Source organism: Amycolatopsis sp. NBC_01488 (assembly GCF_036227105.1).
Classification (GTDB): domain Bacteria; phylum Actinomycetota; class Actinomycetes; order Mycobacteriales; family Pseudonocardiaceae; genus Amycolatopsis.
The window spans coordinates 6,611,273-6,634,144 of sequence record NZ_CP109434.1; the positions used below are offsets into that span (position 1 = coordinate 6,611,273).

17 protein-coding genes are annotated in these 22,872 nt (G+C 72.6%); 9 read left to right on the forward strand and 8 right to left on the reverse strand.

The annotated features are described in order from the left end of the window. Nucleotides 1-224: 224 nt before the first annotated feature. Nucleotides 225-1,262, forward strand: a complete 1,038-nt coding sequence (locus tag OG738_RS31425; protein ID WP_329046363.1) for a class I SAM-dependent methyltransferase — start codon at nt 225-227, stop codon at nt 1,260-1,262. 1 nt (nt 1,263) lies between these two features. Here the strand turns inward: OG738_RS31425 and OG738_RS31430 are convergent, their stop codons facing one another. After that, complete coding sequence (locus OG738_RS31430; RefSeq protein WP_329046364.1) at nt 1,264-2,583, reverse strand: M14 family zinc carboxypeptidase; 1,320 nt, start codon at nt 2,581-2,583, stop codon at nt 1,264-1,266. Between the two features lie 186 nt (nt 2,584-2,769). Here OG738_RS31430 and folP point away from each other — a divergent pair, with 186 nt between their 5' ends. Beyond that, on the forward strand, nt 2,770-3,639 hold the full coding sequence (folP, locus tag OG738_RS31435) for a dihydropteroate synthase (protein WP_329046365.1): 870 nt from the start codon (nt 2,770-2,772) through the stop codon (nt 3,637-3,639). Next, complete coding sequence (locus OG738_RS31440) at nt 3,636-4,376, forward strand: dihydrofolate reductase family protein (RefSeq protein ID WP_329056898.1); 741 nt, start codon at nt 3,636-3,638, stop codon at nt 4,374-4,376. The genes folP and OG738_RS31440 overlap by 4 nt, the downstream gene beginning before the upstream one ends. Nucleotides 4,377-4,444: 68 nt before the next feature. Here OG738_RS31440 and OG738_RS31445 read toward each other — a convergent pair whose 3' ends face one another. The 3 genes from OG738_RS31445 to OG738_RS31455 all read right to left on the reverse strand — a co-directional run bounded on the left by OG738_RS31445 (nt 4,445) and on the right by OG738_RS31455 (nt 12,730). Beyond that, complete coding sequence (locus tag OG738_RS31445) at nt 4,445-9,907, reverse strand: ATP-binding protein (RefSeq protein ID WP_329046367.1); 5,463 nt, start codon at nt 9,905-9,907, stop codon at nt 4,445-4,447. Nucleotides 9,908-10,181: 274 nt separating this feature from the next. Continuing rightward, nucleotides 10,182-10,421: a hypothetical protein gene (locus OG738_RS31450; protein ID WP_329046368.1), complete on the reverse strand. Its 240-nt coding sequence runs from the start codon at nt 10,419-10,421 to the stop codon at nt 10,182-10,184. Nucleotides 10,422-10,519: 98 nt separating this feature from the next. Beyond that, nucleotides 10,520-12,730 carry a hypothetical protein gene (locus OG738_RS31455; RefSeq protein ID WP_329046369.1) on the reverse strand — a complete coding sequence of 737 codons (2,211 nt, stop codon included), beginning with the start codon at nt 12,728-12,730 and terminating at the stop codon, nt 10,520-10,522. 182 nt (nt 12,731-12,912) lie between these two features. Between OG738_RS31455 and OG738_RS31460 the strand changes: the two genes are divergently transcribed. From OG738_RS31460 to OG738_RS31470, 3 genes are all read left to right on the forward strand, one after another. Further along, on the forward strand, nt 12,913-13,239 hold the full coding sequence (locus OG738_RS31460) for a hypothetical protein (protein ID WP_329046370.1): 327 nt from the start codon (nt 12,913-12,915) through the stop codon (nt 13,237-13,239). Nucleotides 13,240-13,338: 99 nt separating this feature from the next. Continuing rightward, entirely contained in the window at nt 13,339-14,856 is a 1,518-nt protein-coding gene (locus tag OG738_RS31465) for a CehA/McbA family metallohydrolase (protein WP_329046371.1), read from the forward strand. Nucleotides 14,857-14,943: 87 nt separating this feature from the next. Then, nucleotides 14,944-15,738, forward strand: coding sequence for a hypothetical protein (locus OG738_RS31470; RefSeq protein WP_442875821.1), 795 nt, complete (start codon nt 14,944-14,946; stop codon nt 15,736-15,738). Between the two features lie 120 nt (nt 15,739-15,858). On the opposite strand, the gene OG738_RS31475 is transcribed toward OG738_RS31470, so the two are convergent. Beyond that, nucleotides 15,859-17,082: an MFS transporter gene (locus OG738_RS31475; protein WP_329046372.1), complete on the reverse strand. Its 1,224-nt coding sequence runs from the start codon at nt 17,080-17,082 to the stop codon at nt 15,859-15,861. Between the two features lie 81 nt (nt 17,083-17,163). On the opposite strand from OG738_RS31475, the gene pdxR reads away from it, so the two are divergent. Beyond that, nucleotides 17,164-18,573, forward strand: a complete 1,410-nt coding sequence (pdxR, locus tag OG738_RS31480) for a MocR-like pyridoxine biosynthesis transcription factor PdxR (RefSeq protein WP_329046373.1) — start codon at nt 17,164-17,166, stop codon at nt 18,571-18,573. Here the strand turns inward: pdxR and OG738_RS31485 are convergent. Both OG738_RS31485 and OG738_RS31490 read right to left on the reverse strand, forming a co-directional pair. Further along, entirely contained in the window at nt 18,501-19,934 is a 1,434-nt protein-coding gene (locus OG738_RS31485; RefSeq protein ID WP_329046375.1) for an MFS transporter, read from the reverse strand. The two genes, pdxR and OG738_RS31485, sit on opposite strands and share 73 nt — an antisense overlap. 288 nt (nt 19,935-20,222) lie before the next feature. Next, entirely contained in the window at nt 20,223-20,693 is a 471-nt protein-coding gene (locus OG738_RS31490; RefSeq protein WP_329046377.1) for an SRPBCC family protein, read from the reverse strand. A gap of 159 nt (nt 20,694-20,852) precedes the next feature. On the opposite strand from OG738_RS31490, the gene OG738_RS31495 reads away from it, so the two are divergent. Together OG738_RS31495 and OG738_RS31500 are read left to right on the forward strand one after the other, a co-directional pair. After that, nucleotides 20,853-21,365, forward strand: coding sequence for a bifunctional nuclease family protein (locus OG738_RS31495; protein WP_329046379.1), 513 nt, complete (start codon nt 20,853-20,855; stop codon nt 21,363-21,365). Nucleotides 21,366-21,427: 62 nt separating this feature from the next. Continuing rightward, a complete protein-coding gene (locus OG738_RS31500; protein WP_329046380.1) occupies nt 21,428-22,396 on the forward strand; it encodes a sigma-70 family RNA polymerase sigma factor in 969 nt (322 codons plus the stop codon). On the opposite strand, the gene OG738_RS31505 is transcribed toward OG738_RS31500, so the two are convergent. Continuing rightward, a complete protein-coding gene (locus tag OG738_RS31505; RefSeq protein WP_329046382.1) occupies nt 22,360-22,833 on the reverse strand; it encodes a DUF2087 domain-containing protein in 474 nt (157 codons plus the stop codon). The two genes, OG738_RS31500 and OG738_RS31505, sit on opposite strands and share 37 nt — an antisense overlap. Nucleotides 22,834-22,872: the final 39 nt, after the last annotated feature.

Below are 22,872 nucleotides of genomic sequence, written 5' to 3' on the forward strand. Positions count from 1 at the left end.
TTCGTTTTGGCTGGTGCCGCCAGTCGGGTCGGTCCGGCGGCCTGCTCGGCTGGTGGCTGCCCAGGGGAGCCGGGCGTGCTGCAGTCGGTCGCGCCGAGCCGGTGGCTCGTCGGCCCGAGCCGGCCGGTCGAAGGCCGGCCGCGCGCCCGTGATGGGGGCCGGGCCCGGCGTCGGGCGGATCGTCCACATCGGACGGTCTGCCCGGCCGGGTAAGCTCACGCCGCATGGAGGAAAAGGACTTCGCCGCGTACCTCACCGCCACCATGACCGGCAGCGCGCTCACCATGCTCATCGGCGTCGGGCACCGGACCGGGCTCTTCGCGGCGGCCGCGCGAGGGCCCGCCACCAGTGCCGGGCTTGCCGACCGTGCCGGGCTTCAGGAGCGGTACGTCCGGGAATGGCTCGGCGCCATGGTCACCGGCCGCATCTTCACCTTCGAGGGCGGCGAGTACACCTTGCCGCCCGAGCACGCGAAGTTCCTGCTCGGCGAGACCGCGGCGAACCTCATGCCGTCGCTGCTGACGCTGAGTGCCTTCACCGGGATCCTGCCCGACCTCGAACGCAGCTTCGCCGACGGCGGCGGCGTCCCGCGGTCGGCGTACGGGCCCTACCTCGAATCCCTCGGCGCGAAGACCGGTGACAGCTGGAAGCACGTCTACCGCGAACACCTCGTGGACGGCTTCTTCGGCGCGGTCCCCGGCCTGACCGACCGGCTCACGGTCGGCGCTCGCGTGCTCGACCTGGGCTGCGGTACCGGGAACGCCATCGCCGTCGCCGCTCGCGCCTTTCCCGCCTCGCGGTTCACCGGGCTCGACATCAACGCGAACGTCGTCGCGCAGGCCGAAGCGGCCACGGACGGGCTGCCGAACGTCGCATTCGCCGTCGGGGACGCCGCCGAGCTGGTCGCCGATCCGCCCTACGACGTGATCACCGCCTTCGACGCCGTCCACGACCAGGACCGTCCCGACGTCGTGCTGCGCCGGATCCGCGGCGCGCTGGCACCCGACGGCCTGTTCTTCATGGTGGACACGAACTTCTCCAGCCACGTCGAGAACAACATCGGCAACCCGCTGGCCGCCCTCTGCTACTCGATCAGCCTGATGTACTGCACGACGACGTCACTGGCCGAGGGCGGCGCCGCGCTGGGTGCCATGTGGGGCACCGAAAAGGCGTTGGACATGCTCGCGGACGCGGGGTTCCGGCACGTGAGCGTGCTCGATTCCCCGCGTCCGCAGAACTGCATCTACGCCTGTCGGCCCTGACTCACTGCTGGTACGGCGCCGCTGCGGCCTTCGCGGCGGTGATGAACGCGCCCTTGTTCTTCGGCCAGAACGTGCTGTCGACACAGGTGTAGCGCGGCAGGAACCCGCCACACGTGCCGCTCGAGCCGCCGACCTCGAACGTCACGCTCGCGACGCCCAGTTCGCCGTAGGTGAAGTCGTCGGTGGTGCCGGTCGTGTCGTAGCCGACGGTCTCCTCGTTGGTGCCGACGAGGTAGCCGTTCGACGCCGCGTACTTCGCGCCGAGCTTGCGGTACTGCGCGTCGTTCGGCGAAGTTGCCTGCGTGAAGCCCCACGGGATGATGATGTCGTTGCCGTAGCTGTGCAACGTGATCATCGTGCCCTTGGCCGTCGACGGCGCCGGGTCGTTGTTCCCGGTGCCGCGCTGGTCCGGGAAGATCGAGCGGGCCAGCTTCTCCAGCGCCTGCGTCTCGGGCTCGGAGCCGGCGCTCGGACCCTGGTAGGTCTCGGCGCAGGGGGAGTTGGAGTCGCCGCCCCACTTGAAGGTGGAGTTGCGGTTGAGGTCGACGCCGACGTTGGTGCCGGTGCAGCCGCCGCTGGTGTTGTCGGCGTTCTTGCGCTGCAGCTTCGGCGAGTTGCCGCCCGAAGCGACGATGTCGACGCCGTCCGGGTTCGCGATCGGCACCACCCACACCTCGGTGGTGTCCAAAATGGACTTCGCGGTCGCGTCGGTCGCGTAGCCGTCGGCGAGGTAGTCGATCCAGCGCCAGGCGAGCTCGCCGGTCGACAGCTCGCGGGCGTGGATCTGGGCCATCAGGAAGAACTTCGGCTTCGGCGACGTCGTCGAGAGCGTGCAGTCGCCGGCCTGCTTCTTGGTCAGGCAGATGGCCTGGACGTCGTGGCCGCCCTGGCCCTTGGCCTTCTTCCACGACTGCCCGATCGTGTACTTCGTGGCCAGGTCGGGGTGCGCGGAAGCGACGGCGGTGAGGTGGTTCTCCTGCGCGGTGACGGTGCGGTATCCGCCGTAGAAGGTGTCCGCCGCCAGGGAGTTCGCCTGCGCGGGGAGTTCCTTGTAGACGGTGTCGAAGAACGACGGCCGGTAGCCCAGCGCCCGCAGCTGGTTCGCCACGGCCTGGCCACCGACGACGAGGGCGGCGCCCGCATCGCCTTCCTCGACGTCGAACCCGGCTTTCACCAGCGCCTGGGCCTGGGCGGCGGTGGCCGGGATGCGCCAGAAGACCGGGGTGTCCGCCGGCTGCGCGGTGGCCGTGCCCCCGAGCAGGGTGGTGAGCAGGACTCCGGTCGCCGCGAGGGCGAGCCGGGACAGGGACCTTGACGCCATCGGGGGGATCTCCTCACGGCCGCGCGGATGGACGCTCCGGTCCGAAACCAGCGGTCACCGAACCGGCACGCACAGTGTGTCGGTCCGGGACAAACCCGCCATACCCCCGAAAGTCGCGAAACCGCCCCGGGCCGGTGCCCTCACTATGCTCGGAAGGAGCCAGGTCCGATCTCGAACGGAGTGCGCATGCCGATCCACGACCTCGTCTTCCGGGGAAGACGCCTCGCCAGCGACCACGCGCTGGTGATGGCGATCGTCAACCGGACCCCCGACTCGTTCTACGACAACGGGGTGACGTACCTGGAGGAGCGCGCGCAGGCGGCCATCGGCCAGGCGATCGAGGACGGCGCGGCGGTGATCGACATCGGCGGCGTGCCGGCCAGCCCGGGCCCGGAGGTCACCGTCAAGGAGGAGATCGCCCGGGTGCTGCCGACCGTGGACTGGGCCCGTGCGCACTTCCCGGACGTCGTGATCAGCGTCGACACCTACCGCGCCGAGGTCGCCGACGCGGTGTGCCGGGCCGGCGCCGACCTGATCAACGACAACTGGGCCGCCTACGAGCCGGAGATCCTCGACGTCGCCGCGCAGTACGGCGCGGGGTATGTCTGCGCGCACGTCGACGGCATCGACCCGCGCACCGACCCGGTCAAGCCGCAGTACGACGACGTCGTCGCCTCGGTCGTCAAGGACACCACCGAGCTCGCCGAACGGGCGGTGGCGAAGGGCGTCCCGCGCGAGGGGATCATGATCGACCCCTGCATCGACTTCTCGAAGAACACCTACCAGTCTCTGACCATCCTGCGGAACGTCGACAAGCTGGTCGCCACCGGCTGGCCGGTGCTGATGGCGCTGTCCAACAAGGGCGTGGTCGGCGAGACGCTCGACGTCGGCATGGACGACCGCGTCACCGGCACCCTGGCCGCCACCGCGCACGCGGCCGCGCAGGGCGCCGCGATGTTCCGGGCGCACCAGGTCCGCGAGACGCGGCACGTGACCGAGATGATCGCGAGCATCGTGGGCACCCGTCCGCCGAAGAACGCCGTGCGGTGGCTGTGATCCGGCAGATCTGGCCACCGGAACGCACCCGGGAGATCGGGCCGGACGACCTGGAAACCCTCTACCGCTTCCCCGACGTCGCGAAGTGGCTGGTCGTCAACTTCGTGTCGAGCACCGACGGCGCGATCACGGTCGGCGGCCGGTCCCGGCCGCTCTCGACCGATCCTGACCGGGTCGTCTTCAAGCTGGGCAGCGACCTGGCCGACGTCGTCCTGCTCGGGGCGGGGACCGCGGTGATCGAGGAGTTCGACGGCGTCCATCCGGACGCCGCGACCGCCGAGCGCCGCCGCCGCAACAACCTCGAGCCGGTCCCGCCGATCGCCGTCGTGACCACGGGCCGCAGCCTGCCGCCGGACGCGCCGGTGATCACCCGGGCCGCGGTGCCGACGATCGTTGTCACCTGCGAGCGAGCACCGGCGGACCTGCGCGACGCCTGGACGGCCTCGGGTGCCGAAGTGCTCGTCGCGGGCGAGGACGCGGTGGCGCTCGACGTCGCCGTGGCGGCCCTGGCCGAGCGCGGCCTCCGGCGGGTCGACTGCGAAGGCGGGCCGAAGCTGTTCGCGTCGCTGGCCGAGGCGGGCCTGGTCGACGAGTTCCGGCTGACGGTCGCGCCGTACCTCGTGGCGGGCACCGCCGGCCGGGCCGCCGTCGGCGGCGTCTTCGGCCCGATCACGCTTGACCTGGCCACCGTCCTGACCGACGGCGCGAGCCTGCTGACCCGGTACCTGGTGCCGTAGTCTGCCGCGGCCGGTCGTGAGTGAGAAACAGTGTTCTAGCACTGTTTCTCACTCACGACCGGGCTGGCCTACTTCTTCAGGCCGTGCTCGATCGCCTCGATGATCCGGGGCCGGAGTTCGGCGGTGCTGATGATCGCGTCCACCGAGCCGACCTCCACCGCTCGCTGGATGCTGTGCACCCGGTCGAACTCCGCCGCGATCTCGCTGACCTTCTCCGCGCGGACCGACGACTGGACCTCGGCCAGCTGGGTGCTCAAAGCCGCCCGGGAAGGTGCGTCGGCCGCCGCGACCTGGGTCTGCAGCTCGGTCACCCGCGGGTCGTTCGCGGTGCGCTTGGCCACCTCGCCGGCGAACACCACCGCGGCCGCCGGGGCGCCGCCCAGCACGGAGGCGAACGAGCCTTCGAGGGCCAGCACCGTCATGTTCGGGTTGAGCGCCTTGGAGAACACCACGAACGCGCCGCCGTGGTACCGCGAAATCACGGTGAACACGATCGGGCCTTCGAAGTTGACGATCGCGCGGCCGATCTCCGCGCCGTACTCGAGCTGCAGCTTGCGCAGCGACTCCGGCGAGCCGTCGAACCCGGAAAGGTTCGCCAGCACGACCAGCGGCCGGTTGCCCGACGCCGCGTTGATCGCCCGCGCCGTCTTCTTCGACGACCGCGGGAACAGCGTGCCCGCGGTGTAGGTGTCCGGGCCGTCGGTCGGCGGGAAGCCGCGGCGCGGCACCGAACGCGATTCGATGCCGACCAGGCAGACCGGGCGCCCGCCGATGTGCACGTCCTGCACGGCGGCCGTGTCGGCGTCGGCCATCCCCGCCCAGCGCTCGAGCACCGGGTGGTCCTGGTCGGACAGCGCACGCATCACCGTGCGGATGTCGAAGGGCTTCTTGCGGTCCGGGTTGTGCTCGGCCGAGAAGATCTCACCGACGGTCGTGAAGTCGCTGCCGACGATCGCGTGCGGGAACGGCGAGACGTCGCGGTCGACCGGGTCGTTCGTGCCGACCTTCCGCGGCCCGGCCTCGCCCGGGACGACGTAGGTGTGGTCGTAGTGCGACATCAGCACTTCGCGGGCGGCCGGCAGGTTCGGCGCCCAGTACTGCGCCTGGCCGTTCGGGCCCATGACGCGGTCGTAGCCGCCGATGCCGAAGTTGTCCTCGGCCGACACGCCACCGGAGAAGTCGAGGGCCTGCTTGCCGGTGAGCACCATCGCCGAGTCCGGCGTCATCACGAGGATGCCCTTGGTGTGCATGAGCATCGTGGCCTCGGCGTTCCAGTACGGCTGGGCGCCGACGTTGATCCCGTTGACCACGATGTTGATCTCGCCGCCGTCCTGGGTGAACGTGACGATCCGCTTCAGCGCCGCGGCGACCCAGTCCATGTTCTCGGTGCCCGACGACATCGAGATCCGCGCCCCCGACGACAGCGCGAACCACTCCAGCGGCACCCGCATCCGCTCGGCCAGGTCGAGGGCCGCGATGACGCGCGAGCACTCCGGCTCGGACAACGCGCCGAGCGACTTCGTCGGGTCGCCGAGCAGCACGACGCGGGTGACACCCTCCGGGTGCCGCTCGGTCGGCGTCGTGACGACGCCCGCGATGATCGCCGCGGTGTTCTTGCCCTTCGGCCGGTCGACCGGCACCAGGGCACCGGCCTCGAGGTCGTGCTCGGCGAACGTGCCGTCCGGCCCGGCGAGCAGCCCGGTCAGCTCGTACGGGTAGACCGTGCCGCGGCGCGCCGCGCGCAGCACCTTCAGGCGGTAGTCGTCCAACGGCTGCACCGGCTCGGTCGACGGCGGCCCGACGTGCAGCCGCGCGCCCTGCCCGCCGAAGGTGATCCGGACCGCGATCTCGGTCAGCTTGCCCGCGTCGGTGCGCCGGCGGGCCAGGAACTGGACCTCCTCCAGCCCGGCGCCGACCGACGTCGGCAGGATGCGCTGGACGAGCGTGTTCAGCTCTTCGGTGGTCAGCTCCGTCTGCGGCCAGACGTACATCATGATCCGGTTGGTGTCGAACCGCTTGTTCGGCGGCCGCTGCGCCTGGATGTTGCGGATCGCGTCGAGGCACGCGGTGACCGCGTCCTCGAGCGCGGGCAGCGCGACCAGCCGGCCGTCGGCCTCGCGCAACGGCGTCAGGTCGCGGACCTGGCCCATCGCGACCAGCCGCTCGTCGGCCGGATTGCTCTTCGCGACGGCCTTGAAGAGGTAGATCTCCTCGTCCGCCGACGGCAGCCGGGTGAGGTCGAACTCGTGCAGGCGCTGCAGCTGCAACCGCTGCGCGATCTGCGGGTGCAGGCCGCGGATCAGCCGGTCTTCGGTGAAGCCCGCGCCGTCGCGCCGGAACGTGAAGTGGTGGTGCATCACCGCGCCACCGGTGCCGGCGACGGTGACCACGACCCGCTGCACGCTCGCCGGCAGCGGGTGCTCGGCCAGGAGCGCGCCGAGCCGCTCCGCGGTCGCGTCGACGTCCGGCTGGTCCTCCCAGCGCAGGTACAGATCGGCGACCACGCCTTCGGTGGCCACTTCGCCGAGCGCGCGGACGGCGTCGGGCAGTTCGGCGAAGTCGACGGCGGTGGTGACCAGCGGCAGCACGCCGTCCGGGGTGTTCAGCTCGGCGGTCAGCAGCCGGCAGCCGGCGACGTCGCGCACGGTGACCCCGGAGAGCCTGCGGTTGCCGTAGTAGCGGCGGGTCAGCACCTCCAGCAGCGGCGCGTGGTCGCGGCCGGCCCGGCCGATCCGCTGCCCGATCAGCCGGACGAGCGGCTGCGAGCCGGTGATCATGGCCTGGATCCGCTCGGCGCGGTCCGGTGCGTCCGGGTGCTGGTCGAGGTAGCGCAGCTCGGTGCGGACGGCGGCGTACACCTCGGCGCGGTGGCGGCGCAGCAGCGGCTGGGCGAACCAGCGGAACACGACGCCGCGGGCGAGGTCGGACACCGCGGGGAAGCGCACCTGCGTCGCCTCGACCAGGTGCTCGAGGGTGAGCCCGGCGCGCTCGCTCAGCGACTCCGCCGGCTGGGCCCCGGCGAGCCACAGCCGCAGGAGCTCCGAGACGACGGCGACGTCGGCGGAAATCCGTTGCTGCGCCAGGAAGATCCGGAAGACCGCGCCCTCCAGCTCCGGCGTGCGCTCCAGGTCGGTGACGCCGTAGTGCGCGAGCACCCGGCCCAGCTTGGCCTGGAAGCCTTCGGTGACGCCGGCGCGCTCGACGTCGAGGCTCTGCAGGTAGCTGTGGAAGAACTCGCGCGGGCTGTGCACCGCGCCGTTCGGCACGGTGTCCTCGCCGCCCGGGGTGTTGCGGCTCAGCTCCGAGAGATCGGCGAAGACGGTGAGCAGGTCCAGCTCGCCCTCGACCGGACGGCCGCCCAGCTCGGTCCGGGCGGCGACGTAGGCCGACAGGACGCGCTTGCGTTCCGCCGGGTCGACGTCGAAGCCGAGCAGCAGGCTGCGCAGGTCCTGCAGGCCCTGCTCGACGCGGTCGGCCGCGGACACGTCCGCCGGCGCGGCGGGCAGGTCGATCTCGACGGTTTCGGTCTCCTCGGCGACCTCGTCCTCGGCGCCGTCGGCCAGCGGCTCCAGGCGCATCAGCGGCGCGCCGGTCTCGACCTGGCTTCCTACCGACACCGGGCACTCGCGGACGCGGGCGCGGAACGGCGCGCGCAGCACCGTCTCCATCTTCATGCTCTCCAGCACGAGGATCGGTGCGTTCGCCTCGACCTCGTCACCGACGGACAGCGGCGTCGCGACCACGAGCGCGGGTGCGGGGGAGCGGACGACACCGCCTTCGTCGCGGCTGACGCGGTGGGTGACGCCGTCGACCTCGACGAGGTGGATCGGGCCGTGCGTGGCCGCCACCAGGCGGAAGCGCTGCCCGTTGACCCGGATCTGGCCGCTGTGGGCGTCGAAGCGATCGATCTCGACGTCGGCGTGGTGCACCTCCGACGTCCCGGCCGCGATGCCGACGCGGAAGCGCTTCTGGCCGGCGCGGGCCACGCTGACGCGGTAGCCGACGCCGCGGAGCTTCAGGTCGAGCGGGCGGCCGCTCTCGTGCTGGACCTGCGGGCGGCCGCCGTGCGCGGTCGACAGCAGGCGCTGGACGGAGACCTCCTCCTCGTCCTGGTAGGCCTCGATGGCGGCCGCGGCGAGCGCGATGGCCGAGTGCCGGTGGGTGACCAGGCGGCCCTCGGCGCGGACGCGGTCGATCCAGCCGGTGTCGGCGCTCGCGTCGATCACCTCGGGCTGGTCGAGCAGGTCGAGCACGAAGCTCTTGTTGGTCGCGCCGCCCTCGATGATCACGGTGGTCTCGGCCATCGCGCGGCGCAGGCGGGCGAGCGCTTCGTCGCGGTCGCGGCCGTAGGCGATGATCTTCGCGATCATCGAGTCGAAGTCGGCCGGGATCGTGTCGCCCTCGCTGACGCCGGTGTCGACGCGGATGCCGGGGCCGGCGGGCAGCGCCAGCCGCGTGATGCGGCCGGGGGAGGGCGCGAAGTCGCGATCCGGGTCTTCGGCGTTCAGGCGCGCTTCGACGGCGTGGCCGCTCTCGGCGGGCTGGTCGCCTTCGAGCTTGCCGCCGCCGGCGACGTGCAGTTGCAGCTTGACCAGGTCGGTGCCGGTGGTGATCTCGGTGATCGGGTGCTCGACCTGCAGCCGGGTGTTGACCTCGAGGAACGCGAACAGCTTCTCGCCGGGGTGGTAGAGGAACTCGACGGTGCACGCGCCGCGGTAGCCGACGGCCACCGCGAGCCGCTCGGCCGACGCCTTCAGCTCGGCCGTCTGTGCCGGCGCGAGGACGGGCGAGGCCGACTCTTCGATGATCTTCTGGTTGCGCCGCTGCACCGAGCAGTCGCGGACGCCGAGCGCCCACGCCGTCACGCCGTCGGAGATCACCTGGACCTCGACGTGCCGGGCGCCGGTGACCAGGCGCTCGAGGAACACGACGCCGGAGCCGAACGCGCGCAGGGCTTCCTGGCTGGTGCGCTCGTAGGCGTCGGCGAGGTCTTCGCCGGAGGCCACCATGCGGATGCCGCGCCCGCCGCCGCCCGCGGTGGCCTTGAGCATCAGCGGGTAGCCGATCCGGTCGCCGGCCGCCAGCGCGTCCTCGAGGGTCGCGACCTCCCCGCGGCTCCACGGCGCGACGGGCACGCCGACCTCTTCGGCGATCAGCTTCGCGCCGATCTTGTCGCCGAGCTTGCGCATCGCGTCGGCGCTCGGGCCGACGAACGTGATGCCGATCTTCTCGCACAGCTCGGCGAAGGCCGGGTCCTCGGCGACGAAGCCCCAGCCGACCCACGCGGCGTCGGCCTTCGTCTCGACGAGGGCTCGTTCGAGCTTGGCGAGGTCGAGGTAGGGGCGGGCCGAAGCGGGGCCGAGGTCGTAGGCCAGGTCGGCCTCACGGACGAAGGTGGCCGTGCGGTCCGCGTCGGTGTAGAGGGCGACCGTCTCGATCCGCGTCCCGGTTTCCGCCGACAGATCCCGGACGGCGTGGATGAGCCGCATCGCGGCCTCTCCGCGGTTGACGATGGCGACACGATTGAACACCGGCTGAGCCTCCCAAGTACCCACGCACAGAAGGCGACGCACCTGTCCCGGGGCGTCGCCTGCACCTGTCTACACCCTGCTGGATTACCGCCGGGTAGACCAATGTCCGCCATGGCGCATGCCGAGGCGGCTGCGTTGTGGGAACCCCACAAAAAGCGACCGGGGCCACACCGCCACGGACACGTTTCTCGCGAGGACTGCCACAAAGCACGGTGCGCAGCTTACGGCGCGAACCAGTAGGGAAACATCCGGTGGCGCGGAGATGAGGGGTGGGTTAGGAGGCCAGCAGGACGTCCGACTCCAGCACCTGGCCCAGCTCGCGCCGTTCGGCTTCCGACAGCGGCACGGCGGCGACCTCGCACCGGCCGTCCGCGCCGGGGGCCGTCGTGATCGCCAGCACCGGCCGTCCGTCGATCTCGCGCAGGGTGACGCGGCCGCCGCAGGAGAGGTCGACCGTGATGCCGGGGCGGTCGCGATGCCTGCCCAGCCAGCGGCCGACGAAGTCGAAGGTCATCGCGGTCTCCCCTCGGAAGCGGTCACTCCCCGTGAAACACAGGTGTCGTTCACTGATGCCCCGGATACCCCGGGTTTACACCCGATCGGGGCGAAAAGTCAGCGGGGACCGGCCGCGGCCATCACGGATTTCGCGGCGTCGGGCCAGTTTCCGCCGGTCACGACGGTCGTGTCGCTGATGACGACGTTCGTGCCGAGGTTCTTCACCACCGTGTTGTCGGTGAAGTTCCCGTGGATCCGGATGTCGTGGATGGTCGGGGTCCACTCGCCGGTCCAGCGCCCGGTCGCGTTGCTCACGACGTTGCCGTAGGTGTCCCAGTACGAGCTGCCTTCGTCGTGGTAGAGCATGTTGTTGTTGTGCGGCGCGGTGTGCAGCCAGTTGCCCGCGGTGACCGATGCGGCGGTGCCGTCCTGTCCGCCGAGGGTGTAGATCGGGCCGCCGTCGAGCAGCGTGCGCATCACGTCGTGGATGTCGTTGCCGAGGATCCGGTTGCCGCCGGAGTAGATCGTGCCGCGGCGGCACGCCGTCAACCCCTGCTTGGCCTGCAGCTCGCACGGGGACGCCCAGCCCCAGCCCCAGCCGAGCGAGATGCCCGAATACGGCGTTTCGGCGATTTCGTTGTGCTCGACGGTGGTCCGCCTGCCGTGCCCGGCCCAGATGCCGACGGCGTCGTGGTAGTCCTGGCCCGGCGTCGTGATCGTGTTGTCGGCGATCGTCGTGTCGAGGGTCATCCGCGCCGGGTCGGTGAGGTAGTAGTCGTCGACCTCGCCGGAGGCGATCGCGCCCGCGCTGGTGTCGGTGAAGCGGTTGCGGGTGACGCGGGCGTCCTGGGTGCCGTCGGCGAGCGCCAGCCCGACCCCGCCGAGCTGCCGGAAGGTGCTGCCGCTGACGGAAATCCCGCGGCCGCGGTGGATCTCCAGTGCCGCGGGCGGGCGGATCGGCGCGTGCGGCGCGGCGGCCGCCCACTGGACGCCGGCCTGGTTGTCGACGTAGCCGTCGCGCGACGGCAGCGTCCACGTCGTGCCGGTGAACGTGAGCCCGCTGAAGCTCAGGTCCCGGACCGGCCGCACCACGTCCGGCGTGACGACGAAGGCGTCGACCAGGAAGGACCGGTCGCTCGCGCTGGTCAGCGTCACCGTGTGCCTGCCCTTCGGCAGGTCCTTGACCGAATAGACGACCTGCTGCGCGAGCCGGACGTCACCGGCTTCGGTGTGCGGCCGGGGATCCGGGCGGCCGTCGACGGTCGCGGTGAACGCGCCCAGGTCGGTGTTCGTCTCGGCCAGCACGTCCAGCCCGGTGCCGGTGAACGCGTAGCCGACCGACGCGCCCGGGCCGGTCGTGACGTGGACGCCGTCCTGGTAGTCGCCGACCTGGCGGCCCGCCGACGTCGTCCAGGCGCCGCGGTAGGTCGCGGTGTCGTCGTCGGCCGGCGCGAGATGACCAGGGGTGCCCGACGCCTTCACGAGCGTCTCGAGCAGCGGCAGCTCGACGTCGGCCTTCGTCAGGTCCTGGCCCGGCAACGGGATGTACGACAGCCGCCCGGCCGCCTTGTCGAGGTACCACTGGCCCGGCTTGGTCAGCAGTTCGTAGGCGTTTTCGACCCAGCTGACGCCGTCGAGCTTGGGGAGACCGTTGCCGTTGAAGGGGAACTGCCGGTTGACGACGGCGGTGTTGTTGTTCCGCCAGCACTCCGGCTGCACGGTGAGCGCGGACCCGGCGCCGTCGCGGGCGATCGAAGCCAGCGGACAGCGCAGCTGCTTCCACTTGTTCTCCTGGACGACCTCGACGTCCGCCTGGTTCGTCAAGGCGGCGAAGGACGGGTCCGGCGTGCTGAACCCGGTCGCGGTGGCGGTGAACGCCGCGGGGCCGAGCGCGGTGCGGGCGCGTTCGGCGCGGACGCCGTCGACGAACAACTGCCGGGTGTCGGTGCCCTGCGGGACGCGCGCGGTGTAGATGTCGCGTGCCGCGTCGGTTTTCGTGAACCCGGTGACGCGGCGGGCACCAGTCAGCACCGGCGTCTCGCCGGGAGCGGCCCGGAACGCGACCTTCGCCGCGGTCGGCGGCAGCTCGAGCGTCCGGACCAGGCGGTAGGTGCCGCCGCGCAGCAGGACCGTGACGTCGCCGCGTTCGCGCGCGAGCTGCCGGGAAGCGCTTTCCAGGGCGCACGGCCGGTGCCACTCGCAGGCGCTGCCGTGCCCGTCCGGGGCGACGACCAGGGTTCGCACGGGCACCGCGTCCGCCGGTGCCGCGAGCGTGACGGCCGCCAGGAGCGCGGCGGCCAGAGCTGTGCCCAGTCGTCCGATCTGCATGGCTTGAGACGCTGACACCTCATACATCAGATGTCAACGCGGCCGAAAGCAGGAGAACACGAGCTACGTGCATGAATCAGCGGTAGACATCGGACCAATGTGTCGGTGAGCGGTACGGACCGGACGGCGATTCCGCCACGCGCAGGGTGTGCCGGACCCGCGTCCGCGGCCATGATGGCCGGATGAAATTCGGGCAGCTGACCTCGACCGCGCGGGACCTGTTCACCGCGAAGCTGGTCTACGGCGATCCGGTCGAGCGCGACGGGACCGTCGTGATCCCGGCCGCGGCCGTCTTCGGCGGCGGGGGCGGCGGTGCGGGGGAGACCGGTGCGCTGCCGGTGCGGGAGGGAGCCGGCTTCGGGGTGCTCGCCCGGCCGGCCGGGGCGTTCGTCGTCCGGGCCGGCACCGTGACCTGGGTGCCCGCCGTCGACGTGACGCGGCTCGGGCTGGCCGCCGCGGCCACCGTCGTCGCCCTGGCCAAGATCCTCGCCCGGCGCGCCAGGTCCTGACCGGATGCCGCGGCCGCGCGCCGAAAGTTCACCGCCGGTTCTTGTCGGCGTTCGCGTTGCTCCCCTAGCGTCGGGGCGTCTTTCGATGCGGAGGTACGCATGAGCTCTGGGGACTTCAGCCGGCGCACGCTGCTGCGCGCGGGCGGCGTGGCCGCCGCCGGGGCGACGGTGGGGATGCTGCCCGGCGTCGCGTTCGCCGACCAGCCGGGCGGCACCGGCACGCAGGCCAAGACCGTCACCGGCACGTTCGAGCCGGACATCCCGGACTGGTACTACCTCCCGGTCGACGTCCCGCGCGGCGTAAAGCAGATCGACGTCGTCTACTCCTACGACCGGCCGTCGGTACCCGCCGGCACCCGCGGGAACGCCTGCGACATCGGCATGTTCGGGCCGGAGGGGCACGAACTGGGCAACGCCCGCGGCTTCCGCGGCTGGTCCGGCGGCTTCCGCGACCGGTTCTCGATCAGCGCGTCCGAGGCGACGCCCGGCTACCTCGCCGGCCCGATCAAGCCCGGTCGCTGGCACGTCATCCTCGGCCCGTACACCGTCGCGCCGCAGGGGCTGAACTACCGGGTCGACGTCACGCTCACCTTCGGACCGGACGACGTGCCGTTCGTGCCGGCCCCGGCGCCGGAGAGCGCGCCCGCCCGCGAGCGCGGCCGTGCCTGGTACCGCGGCGACGGCCACCTCCACACCGTGTACTCCGACGGCCGCCGCACCCCGGACCAGCTGGTGGCCGACGCGCGTGCCGCCGGTCTCGACTTCATCGTCTCGACCGACCACAACACGTCCAGCTCGCAGCTCGTCTGGGGCCGGTACGCCACCGACGACCTGCTGATCCTCAACGGCGAAGAGGTGACGACGCGGTCCGGGCACTGGCCGGCGATCGGCCTGCCCGCCGGCACCTGGATCGACTGGCGCTACCGCGCGGCCGACCCCCAGGACTTCCGCCGCTTCACCGACCAGGTGCACCGCGCGGGTGGCCTGGTCACCGCGGCGCACCCGTTCGCCAACTGCTTCGGCTGCACCTACGAATTCGCGTACGAGATCGCCGACCTCGTCGAGGTCTGGAACGGCCCGTGGACCCAGGACGACGAGGCGAGCGTCATCCACTGGGACGGCCTCCTGCGTGGCGGCCGGTTCATCCCGGCGATCGGCGACTCCGACGCGCACAACCCGGACCAGCGGGTCGCGCTGCCGCACACCGTCGTGCTCGCGGACCGGCTGCGGCGCAAGGAACTCCTCGACGGGCTGAAGGCCGGGCGGTCGTGGCTCGCCGAGTCGTCGGCGGTCCAGCTGGACTTCACGGTGTCCGGCGGGGGCGCCGCGGCGGGCATCGGCGAGCGGCTCGCCGCGGGCACCGGGACGCCGGTGACGGTCAAGGCGGTCGTCGGCGGCGTGCCGGGGACGACGGTGACGTTCCTCGACCAGCTCGGCCCGGAACACACCGAGACGATCGGCGACTCGGGAGCGGCCACGGTGACGTGGACCACCTACCCGCGGTACTCGCGGTGGGTGCGCGTCGAGGTCCGTCGCCCGTCCGGGGGCCCGAACACCACCCAGCCGAACGCGATGGTCGCGATGACGAACCCGATCTTCCTCGGCGCCGCCCACTGAACCTCCGCCCGGTGCGCCGCGTCCTGCCTTTGGCAGACTGGGGCGAACGGGTGAAGGCGAGGCAGGGTGCGCGGGTGTGGCCTGAAGGTGGCCCTGTTCTTGGGGGCGGTCGTGGTGCTGACCGCCGGGATCGTCGTGGCGGTGGTGCTGACGCGCAGCCCGGTCCGGACGCCGGGCTGCACGGTGACGCCGCCGGGGCAGGACGTGACCGCGTACACGTTCACCCCGGAGCAGATGGACAGCGCCGCGACGATCGCGGCCGTGGGGACCAAGCTGGGGCTGCCGCCGCACGCGGCGACGATCGCGCTGGCCACGGCGTTGCAGGAGTCGAAGCTGCAGAACCTCGCGGGCGGTGACCGCGACTCGGTCGGGCTGTTCCAGCAGCGGCCCAGCCAGGGCTGGGGCACGGTCGCGCAGCTGCGCGACCCGGTCTACGCGTCGACGGCGTTCTACCAGAAGCTCGAGAAGCTGTCGGGCTGGGAGACGATGCCGATCACGGAGGCGGCCCAGTCGATCCAGCGCTCGGGCGCCCCGGACGCGTACGCGCAGTGGGAGCCGCAGTCCCGCGCGCTGGCTGCCGCGTTCACCGGCCAGTTCCCGGCCGCGCTGACCTGCCGGAACCTGACCCTGGCGGCACCCGGCGACCTCGCGACGACGGCAACGGACGAGCTGGGCACGGCCAAGCTGAGCGGCGCCCACCCGGCGGCGCAGGGGTGGACATACGCGAGCTGGCTGGTGGGCCGCGCGGAGGCGCTCGGCGTCGACAAGGTGAGCTTCGCCGGCCAGACGTGGACCGCGGAGTCCGGTGCCTGGGCCCAGGACTCCGCCGCCGGGCCGGATCTTTCGCTGCACCAGGCTCCGGCGGCCCAGCAGAGCCAGTGACGTCCGGTGCGAGGTCAGCACACGGCCGCTGACACCATCGCGGGCCGACGCGCTGGCCCACCCGGACCGGATCTTCTGGCTGTAGCAGGTCCAGCCGAGCCAGTAACGCCCGCTACGAAATCAGCACACGGCCGCGGAAGCCGTCCCGGCCGACGTGCGGGCCCACCGGACCGCCGGGCCCATCGCCCAGCCCGCCGCGAGGAAGATCGCGCCCAGCAGCAGCCAGCCGGGCAGGCCCCAGCCGATCACGACCGTGCTGAGCAGCACCGGCCCGACCGCGCGCGCCACCGACACCCCGGTGCCGAAGAACCCCTGGTACTGGCCCTGCTGATCGGCCGGCGCCAGCGCGAAGCCGATCTCCCACGTGCCCGCCGACTGCAGCATCTCGCCGAACACCTGCACCACCGCGCCCACGACCAGCACCGCGAACGCGGTCCACGGCGACGTCCCGAACGCCGACAGCGCGAAAGCCACGCAGGACGCGAAGAGCAGCACGCCCGCGCGGCGCACCATCTTCGCCGCCGAGCCGATGCTCGCCAGCCGTCCGGCCACGCGGACCTGCAGCAGCACCACCACGACCGTGTTGAGCACGAACAGCGCGGACACCGTCCAGCCCGGCGCGGCGGTCCGCTCGACGATCCACAGCGGGATCGCGACGCTCAGCAGCGGCATCCGCAGCAGCAGGACCGCGTTGAGCAGCGTCACCAGCGCGTACGGCCGGTCGCGCAACACGGCGAGCTTCGGCTCGCCGGTGCGCGGGGCCGACGTCGTGACGGCGGGAAGCGCGAGCACGAGCGCCGCGGTGACCAGGAAACTCAGCGCGTCGAGCACGAAGACCGTCAGGTACGCCGGCGCCGTGTCGGCCGAGAGCGCGAGTCCGCCCAGCCCGGCGCCGACGGCCAGCCCCGCGTTGCCCGCCGACTGCAGCTGGGCCCGGATGCGCGTGCGGCGGTCCGGGTCGGCCAGCGCCGCCAGCAGCGCCTGGCGCACCGCGGCCAGGCCGGTCTGGCAGCTGCCGTAGAGGCACGCGGCGACGGCGAACAGCAGCGGCGTGCGGACCAGCGGGAACACCAGGATCGACGCGCTCGTCGCCAGCGCGAGCAGCACCGCGGCGCCGCGCGCGCCGTGGCGGTCGGCGAGGTGGCCGAGCGGCATGCCCGCGACCGAGCCCACCGCCCAGCCGAGCGTGAGACCGAGCCCGACCTGCGCCGGGGTCAGCCCGGCGATCCGGGTGAAGAACAGCACCGAGCAGGTGAGGAACGCGCCGTCGCCGAGCGAGCCGGCCAGCTGGGCGGCGGCGAGCAGCCTGCCGGTGCGCGCGGGACGGTCCGAGGTCAGCGTCATACCGATCACGCTAGAGCGAAACTTGGCCTGATCCCAGGTCCAATTTCCCCGAATCGGATTGGGCCAATGTAGGCTCGCCGGATGGACTTCCACGTCAGCCTGGCCGGGCGCGGTGACCTGTCCGCCCGGATCTACCGGCAGCTGCGCGACGCCGTCCTGGACGGCAGGCTGCGCGCGGGGGAGCGGCTGCCGCCGACGCGGGAACTGGCGCGGCGCCTGGCGGTTTCGCGCAACACCGTCGCGGTCGCCTACGACCGGCTGACCGCCGACGGGTTCCTGACCGGCCGCGTCGGCGCCGGGACGTACGTCAGCGGTTCGCTGCCCGCGCCGAAGCCGCGCCGGACACCTTCGGCGCACGGGCCGCGGCCGAAGGCGATCTGGCGGTCGCTGCCGACGCCGGTCGCCGCGGTCGCGGAGACGCCGGACTACGACTTCCGCGTCGGCATCCCGGACGCCGCGCTGTTCCCGCTCGAAACCTGGCGGCGGCTGCTCGCGCGCGAATTGCGCGCCGCGGCGGGCTTCGTGCACTACGTCGACCCGAGCGGGCACCCGGGCTTGCGCGCGGCGATCGCCCGGCACGTCGGCGTCTCGCGCTCGGTGCGCGCCGGCGCGGACGACGTCCTCGTCACGCAGGGGGCGCAGCAGGCGCTCGACCTGCTGTGCCGGGTCTTGCTGTCGCCCGGTGACCGCGTGGCCGTCGAAGAACCCGGCTACCGGCAGGCGAAGCTGCTCTTCGCCTCCCACGGCGCCGAAGTCGTCGGAGTGCCGGTGGACGGCGAAGGCCTGGACGTCGCGGCACTACCGTCGCGGACGAAGCTGGTGTACGTCACGCCGTCGCACCAGTTCCCGCTCGGCACGCCGATGTCCCTGGCCCGCCGCACGGCGTTGCTGGCGTGGGCCGAGCGCGCGGACGCCCTCGTCGTCGAGGACGACTACGACAGCGAGTTCCGGTTCTCCGACCGGCCCCTCGAACCGTTGCAGAGCCTGGACCGCGGCGGGCGAGTCGCGTACGTCGGGTCGTTCTCGAAGACGCTGCTTCCCATGCTGCGCCTGGGTTTCCTGGTCGCACCGCCGTCGCTGCAGGACGCCTTGCGGCACGCGCGTCAGCTGTCGGACTGGCACGGCGACGTCCCGGCCCAGGCGGCGCTGGCCCGGTTCGTCGACGAAGGACTGTTCGCGCGCCACATCCGCCGCGCGACGAAGGTGTACGCGGAGCGCCACGAGCGTCTCGTGTCCACTGTGGACCGCGTGTTCGCCGGGCGGCTCCGGGTGGTTCCGTCGGCGGCGGGGCTGCACTTGTGCGCGCTCGCCGACGCCGACCTGGAGCCGATCGCCGCACGGGCCGCGGCCGCGGGCGTGGCGGTCCAGACGCTTTCCGATCTGTGCGGCGGATTCCCGGCGCCGGGGCTGGTGCTCGGCTACGGCTCGATCCCGGTGGAGAGGATCGACGACGGGCTCGCGGCGCTCGACCGGGCCTGGGGCGCCACGTAGTGGTCCACCCGCCGGCGGGCGGCGATGAGCAGCCCACCCGCCGACGTCGCCGCGGCGGTGCCCAGGACCAGGAGCCAGCCGTGGCGGAAGTCCGTCAGGTCCGGCGTTCCCGCGAAGATCGCTATCAGCACCGCCGTTCCCAGTACCGTGCCGATCTGGCGGGTGGTGTTGACCATCGACGAGCCCGCGCCCCACCTGGCCGGCGGCAGGACCGTGCCGACCACGCCCGACAGGCTCGGCAGGATCAGCCCGACGCCGATGCCCGTCAGGAGCTGGCCGGGCAGCATCGCCGTCGCGTAGGCGGGCGTCGATCCCATGCGCAGCACCCAGATCAGCGCGCCCGCGCCGAACGAGACGCCGCCGAGCGCGACCACCGGGCCCGGCCCGAAACGGTGCACGAACCGGCCGCCGAGGATCGACACCGGTACCACCATCAGCGGCCCCGGGGCCAGCGACAGCCCGGCCAGCAGGATCGAGTCGTGCCAGAGCGACGTCAGGAACAGCACGTTGCCGAACAGCATCGCGGCGAACCCGGCGGCGAACACGCCGGTGGTGACGCACGCGAGCCACAGCGTCGGCACGCGCAGCGCCGGCAGGTCCAGCACCGGCACGGCGTGGCGCGCCGACCGCAGCGGCACCCACGCGAGCGCGACGGCGGCGACCGCGAACGCGAGCAGCACCGGCCCGGCGGTCCAGCCGTGGCCGGGCGCTTCGACCAGCGCATAGGCGAGCGCTCCGACGCCGATCAGGAGCCCGGCCGCGCCGAGCAGGTCCGGGACGCCGGTGGCCGTGTCCCGCGACTCGCGCAGCACCCGCGGCCCGGCCAGCAGCGTCAGCGCGCAGATCGGCAGGTTCACCAGGAACACCCAGCGCCACGACGCCTCGACGAGCAGCCCGCCGACGGGCGGCCCGAGCGCGGCGGCGGCGGCACCGACGGACGCCCACACGCCGACCGCCATCGGCCGCCGATGCGCCGGGAACGCGGTCAGCAGCAGGGCGAGCGACGTCGGCATGACGAGCGCGGCGCCGATCGCCTGCACCGCGCGGAAGGCGACGAGGACCGGGATCGACGGCGCGGCGGCACACGCGGCCGAGGCGAGCGTGAAGACGGCGACGCCGAGGAGGAACAGGCGCTTCCGGCCGTAGCGGTCGGCCAGCCGCCCGGCCGGGGCGAGGCAGGCGGCGAACAGGACGGTGTAGCCGTTGAGCACCCAGGACAGCGTGGCGAGGTCGGCGCCGGGGAACGCGGCGCGGATGCCGGGGAACGCGATCGTGACGATGAACGTGTCGAGGCTGGCGAGGAACGCCGCGGTCGAGACGACCAGCAGCACGAGGCCGGGCTTCGGCGCGGTGTCGGTCATGGCTCTCCTAGGTTTGAAAAGGCAACCTAGCGGGAGAAGGTGGGTTTCAACAAGAGACTGACGAGTTCAACGCGATGTAGGTCACTCGACGGCCGAGTGCGGTTCGGGACTCGGCCGCGGACCCTCGCCGGTTGCCACGGCAGGCGCGGAACGGCTGCGCGGCGCCGTCCGGCCGGTCGCGCGAGTGCCGGCCGGACCGCAGGATCTCGCCGTGGTGGAGCGAGCGCGGAGCCACCGCTCCGTGAGCGCCCTGCCGACGCCGGCTCGACGCCGCGAGCCCGAAGCGGCTCAAGCGGCCGCGGCCCGCGCCTCCGCCCGGGCCTTCAGCGCGGCCAGCGTGTGCTCGATCGACCGCGCGTTGTACCCCGGCCGATCCACCCGCCCGGTCACCCGCGGCCCCATGAACCTGCGCACCACCCAAGCCCCGCTGCGGTACCAGTTCTCCGTCACCAGGCACCCCGAGGCGCTCGGTGCCAGCACGTACTCCCACCGCGACACCCGCGAGCCGAGCGGCGTCCGGACGTCGAACGCGAACCGGCGGTCCTCCTCGAACTTCACCACCCGGACCCGCGTCCACCACTGCAGCTCGCCGTTGCGGTTGCGGCCGCGGAAACGGGCGCCGAGGCCGGGCGGGTCGAGCCAGCGGCCGCCGATGTTCTCCGGGCTCAGCTCGCCCATCCGGGGCAGGTCGGTGACCCACGACCACACCACGGCCGGGTCGGCCGGGACGTCGATGCTGCGGGAAATCGTCGGTTCCACGCCCCCGACGGTGACAGCGCCGCCCCGCCCCGGGCAAGGAATCCGGGCCTGGTCCGCAGCCGAGGAGAGCCCGGTGAAAAACCGGGCAGGCGAACCGCGTTGCAAACCGGGCCATTCTGGGTACCTGGCGCGCGGAGGAGTACCTACACGGAGGGTGCGGTGGTCAGCGTGATCCCGATCGAGGTCGTGGGGATGGCCGTTCCGGTGCCGGGGGAGGCGCCCCTGATGCTGCTCCGGGAGCCGGACGGCGCGCGCCGCTGGCTGGCCATCATGATCGGCTACGGCGAGGCCGAAGCCCTCGTCCGTGCGCGCGAGCAGATCGCGCAGCCGCGGCCGGGCACCATCGAGCTGCTCGGCGACGTCCTCGCGGCGTTCGGCCAGGGCGTCGCCGCCGTCGAGCTGACCGAGGTCCGGGACGGGATCTTCTACGCCGACCTCGTGCTCGTCTCCGGCACCCGCGTGTCGGCCCGCCCGAGCGACGCCGTCGCGCTCGGCCTGCGCCAGGGCGCGCCGATCCGGGTCGCCGAAGAGGTGCTCGACGTCGCGTCCGTGCAGCTGGAGGTCGAGCAGGAAGCCGAAGGCCCCGCCGACGTGCTGGACACCGAAACCGAGGTCGCCCGCTTCCGAGCCGAGCTCGACGGCCTGCGACCCGAGGACTTCGACGACCAGTGAGGCTCGCGCGGCGATGAGCGGCCGCCCTCCCGCCGGTACATTCACCGACGGGAGGGACGACGATGCAGGACTTCGCGGCCCGCACCGAGCCACACCGGCGTGAGCTCCTGGTGCACTGCTACCGCATGCTGGGCTCGGTGCACGAGGCCGAGGACCTGGTGCAGGACACGCTGGTCCGCGCCTGGAAGGCGTGGGACGGCTACGACCCGGCCCGCGCGTCGGTGCGCACCTGGCTGTACCGGATCGCGACCAACGCCTGCCTCACCGCGCTGGAAGGCCGGGCGCGGCGGCCACTGCCGTCGGGCCTCGGGCGCCCCGGCGAAGACCCGGGCGCGCCGCTGACGCCGTCGTTCGAAATCCCGTGGCTGCACCCGTTCCCGGACGCGCGCCTCGACGACCCCGGCCTGCGCCTGGCCCGCCGGGGCACGCTGCGGCTGGCGCTGCTCGCGGCGATGCAGACGCTGCCGCCCAAGCAGCGCGCGGTGCTGATCCTGCGTGACGTCCTGGAGTTCAGCGCGGCGGAGGTGGCCGGCTTCCTGGAGACGACGCCGGCCGCCGTCAACAGCGCCCTGCAGCGCGCCCGCGCGGGCCTCGGCGGCCTGACGGCGGACGAAGTTCCCGAGCCGGACGACTCGGCGGTCGAGGCGGTCCTCGACCGGTACGTCCGCGCGTTCGAGTCCGCCGACGTCGCGGGCCTGGTCGAGCTGCTGACCGACGACGTCGTGCTGGAGATGCCGCCGGTGCCGCTGTGGTTCCTCGGCCGCGACGGCTACGGCCGGTTCCTCGAGCGGCTGTTCGCGATGCGGGGCCCGGACTGGCGGATGACGCGCGCGGCCGCCAACGGCCAGCCCGCCTTGGCGGCTTACTGCCGCGACGACACCGGCGCGTACCGGCTGCACACCCTGCAGGTGTTCACCGTCGACGAAGGGCGCGTGGCGCACAACGTCGTGTTCGCCGACCCCGCCGTGCTGGCGCTGTTCGACCTGCCCGCGACTCAGCCGGCGGCGCGGGCCTCCGACGGGCGGCCGTAGGCGCCGCCGTCGTTGCTGCGCTGCAGCAGGCCTTCGTCGACGAGGTAGCGGCGCAGGGTCGCGTGGTCGTCGTGGACCATCACGAGCTTTTCGCGGACGTCCTGCTCGGTGTAGAGGCGGCCGGGCTCGAACCGCTCGGCGAGGTAGGCCAGCAGCGCCTGCCTCCGCTTGCCGGAGTGCGGGATCGCGACGAGCCGGCCGCGGTCGAACAGCGCGTCGAGCGGATCGGCCGGGGCCTTCGCGAGCGCCGCGCGGAACACCTCGGGCACCGCGCGGTAGCGGTCGCCGTCGACGGTGACGAGTCCCGCGTCGACCAGCCGCGGCACCAGCTTGGCGCTGCCGGCCGGGAGGTCGCCGGGCGCGGCGCAGATCCGGGCGAACAGCTGCAGGCGGGCGGGGTCCGCGAGGGCGGAGACCAGCGCTTCCGGGGAGGCCATGGCCGGAACGTACCCGAAAAGCCGGGCTCTGTCCCGAAA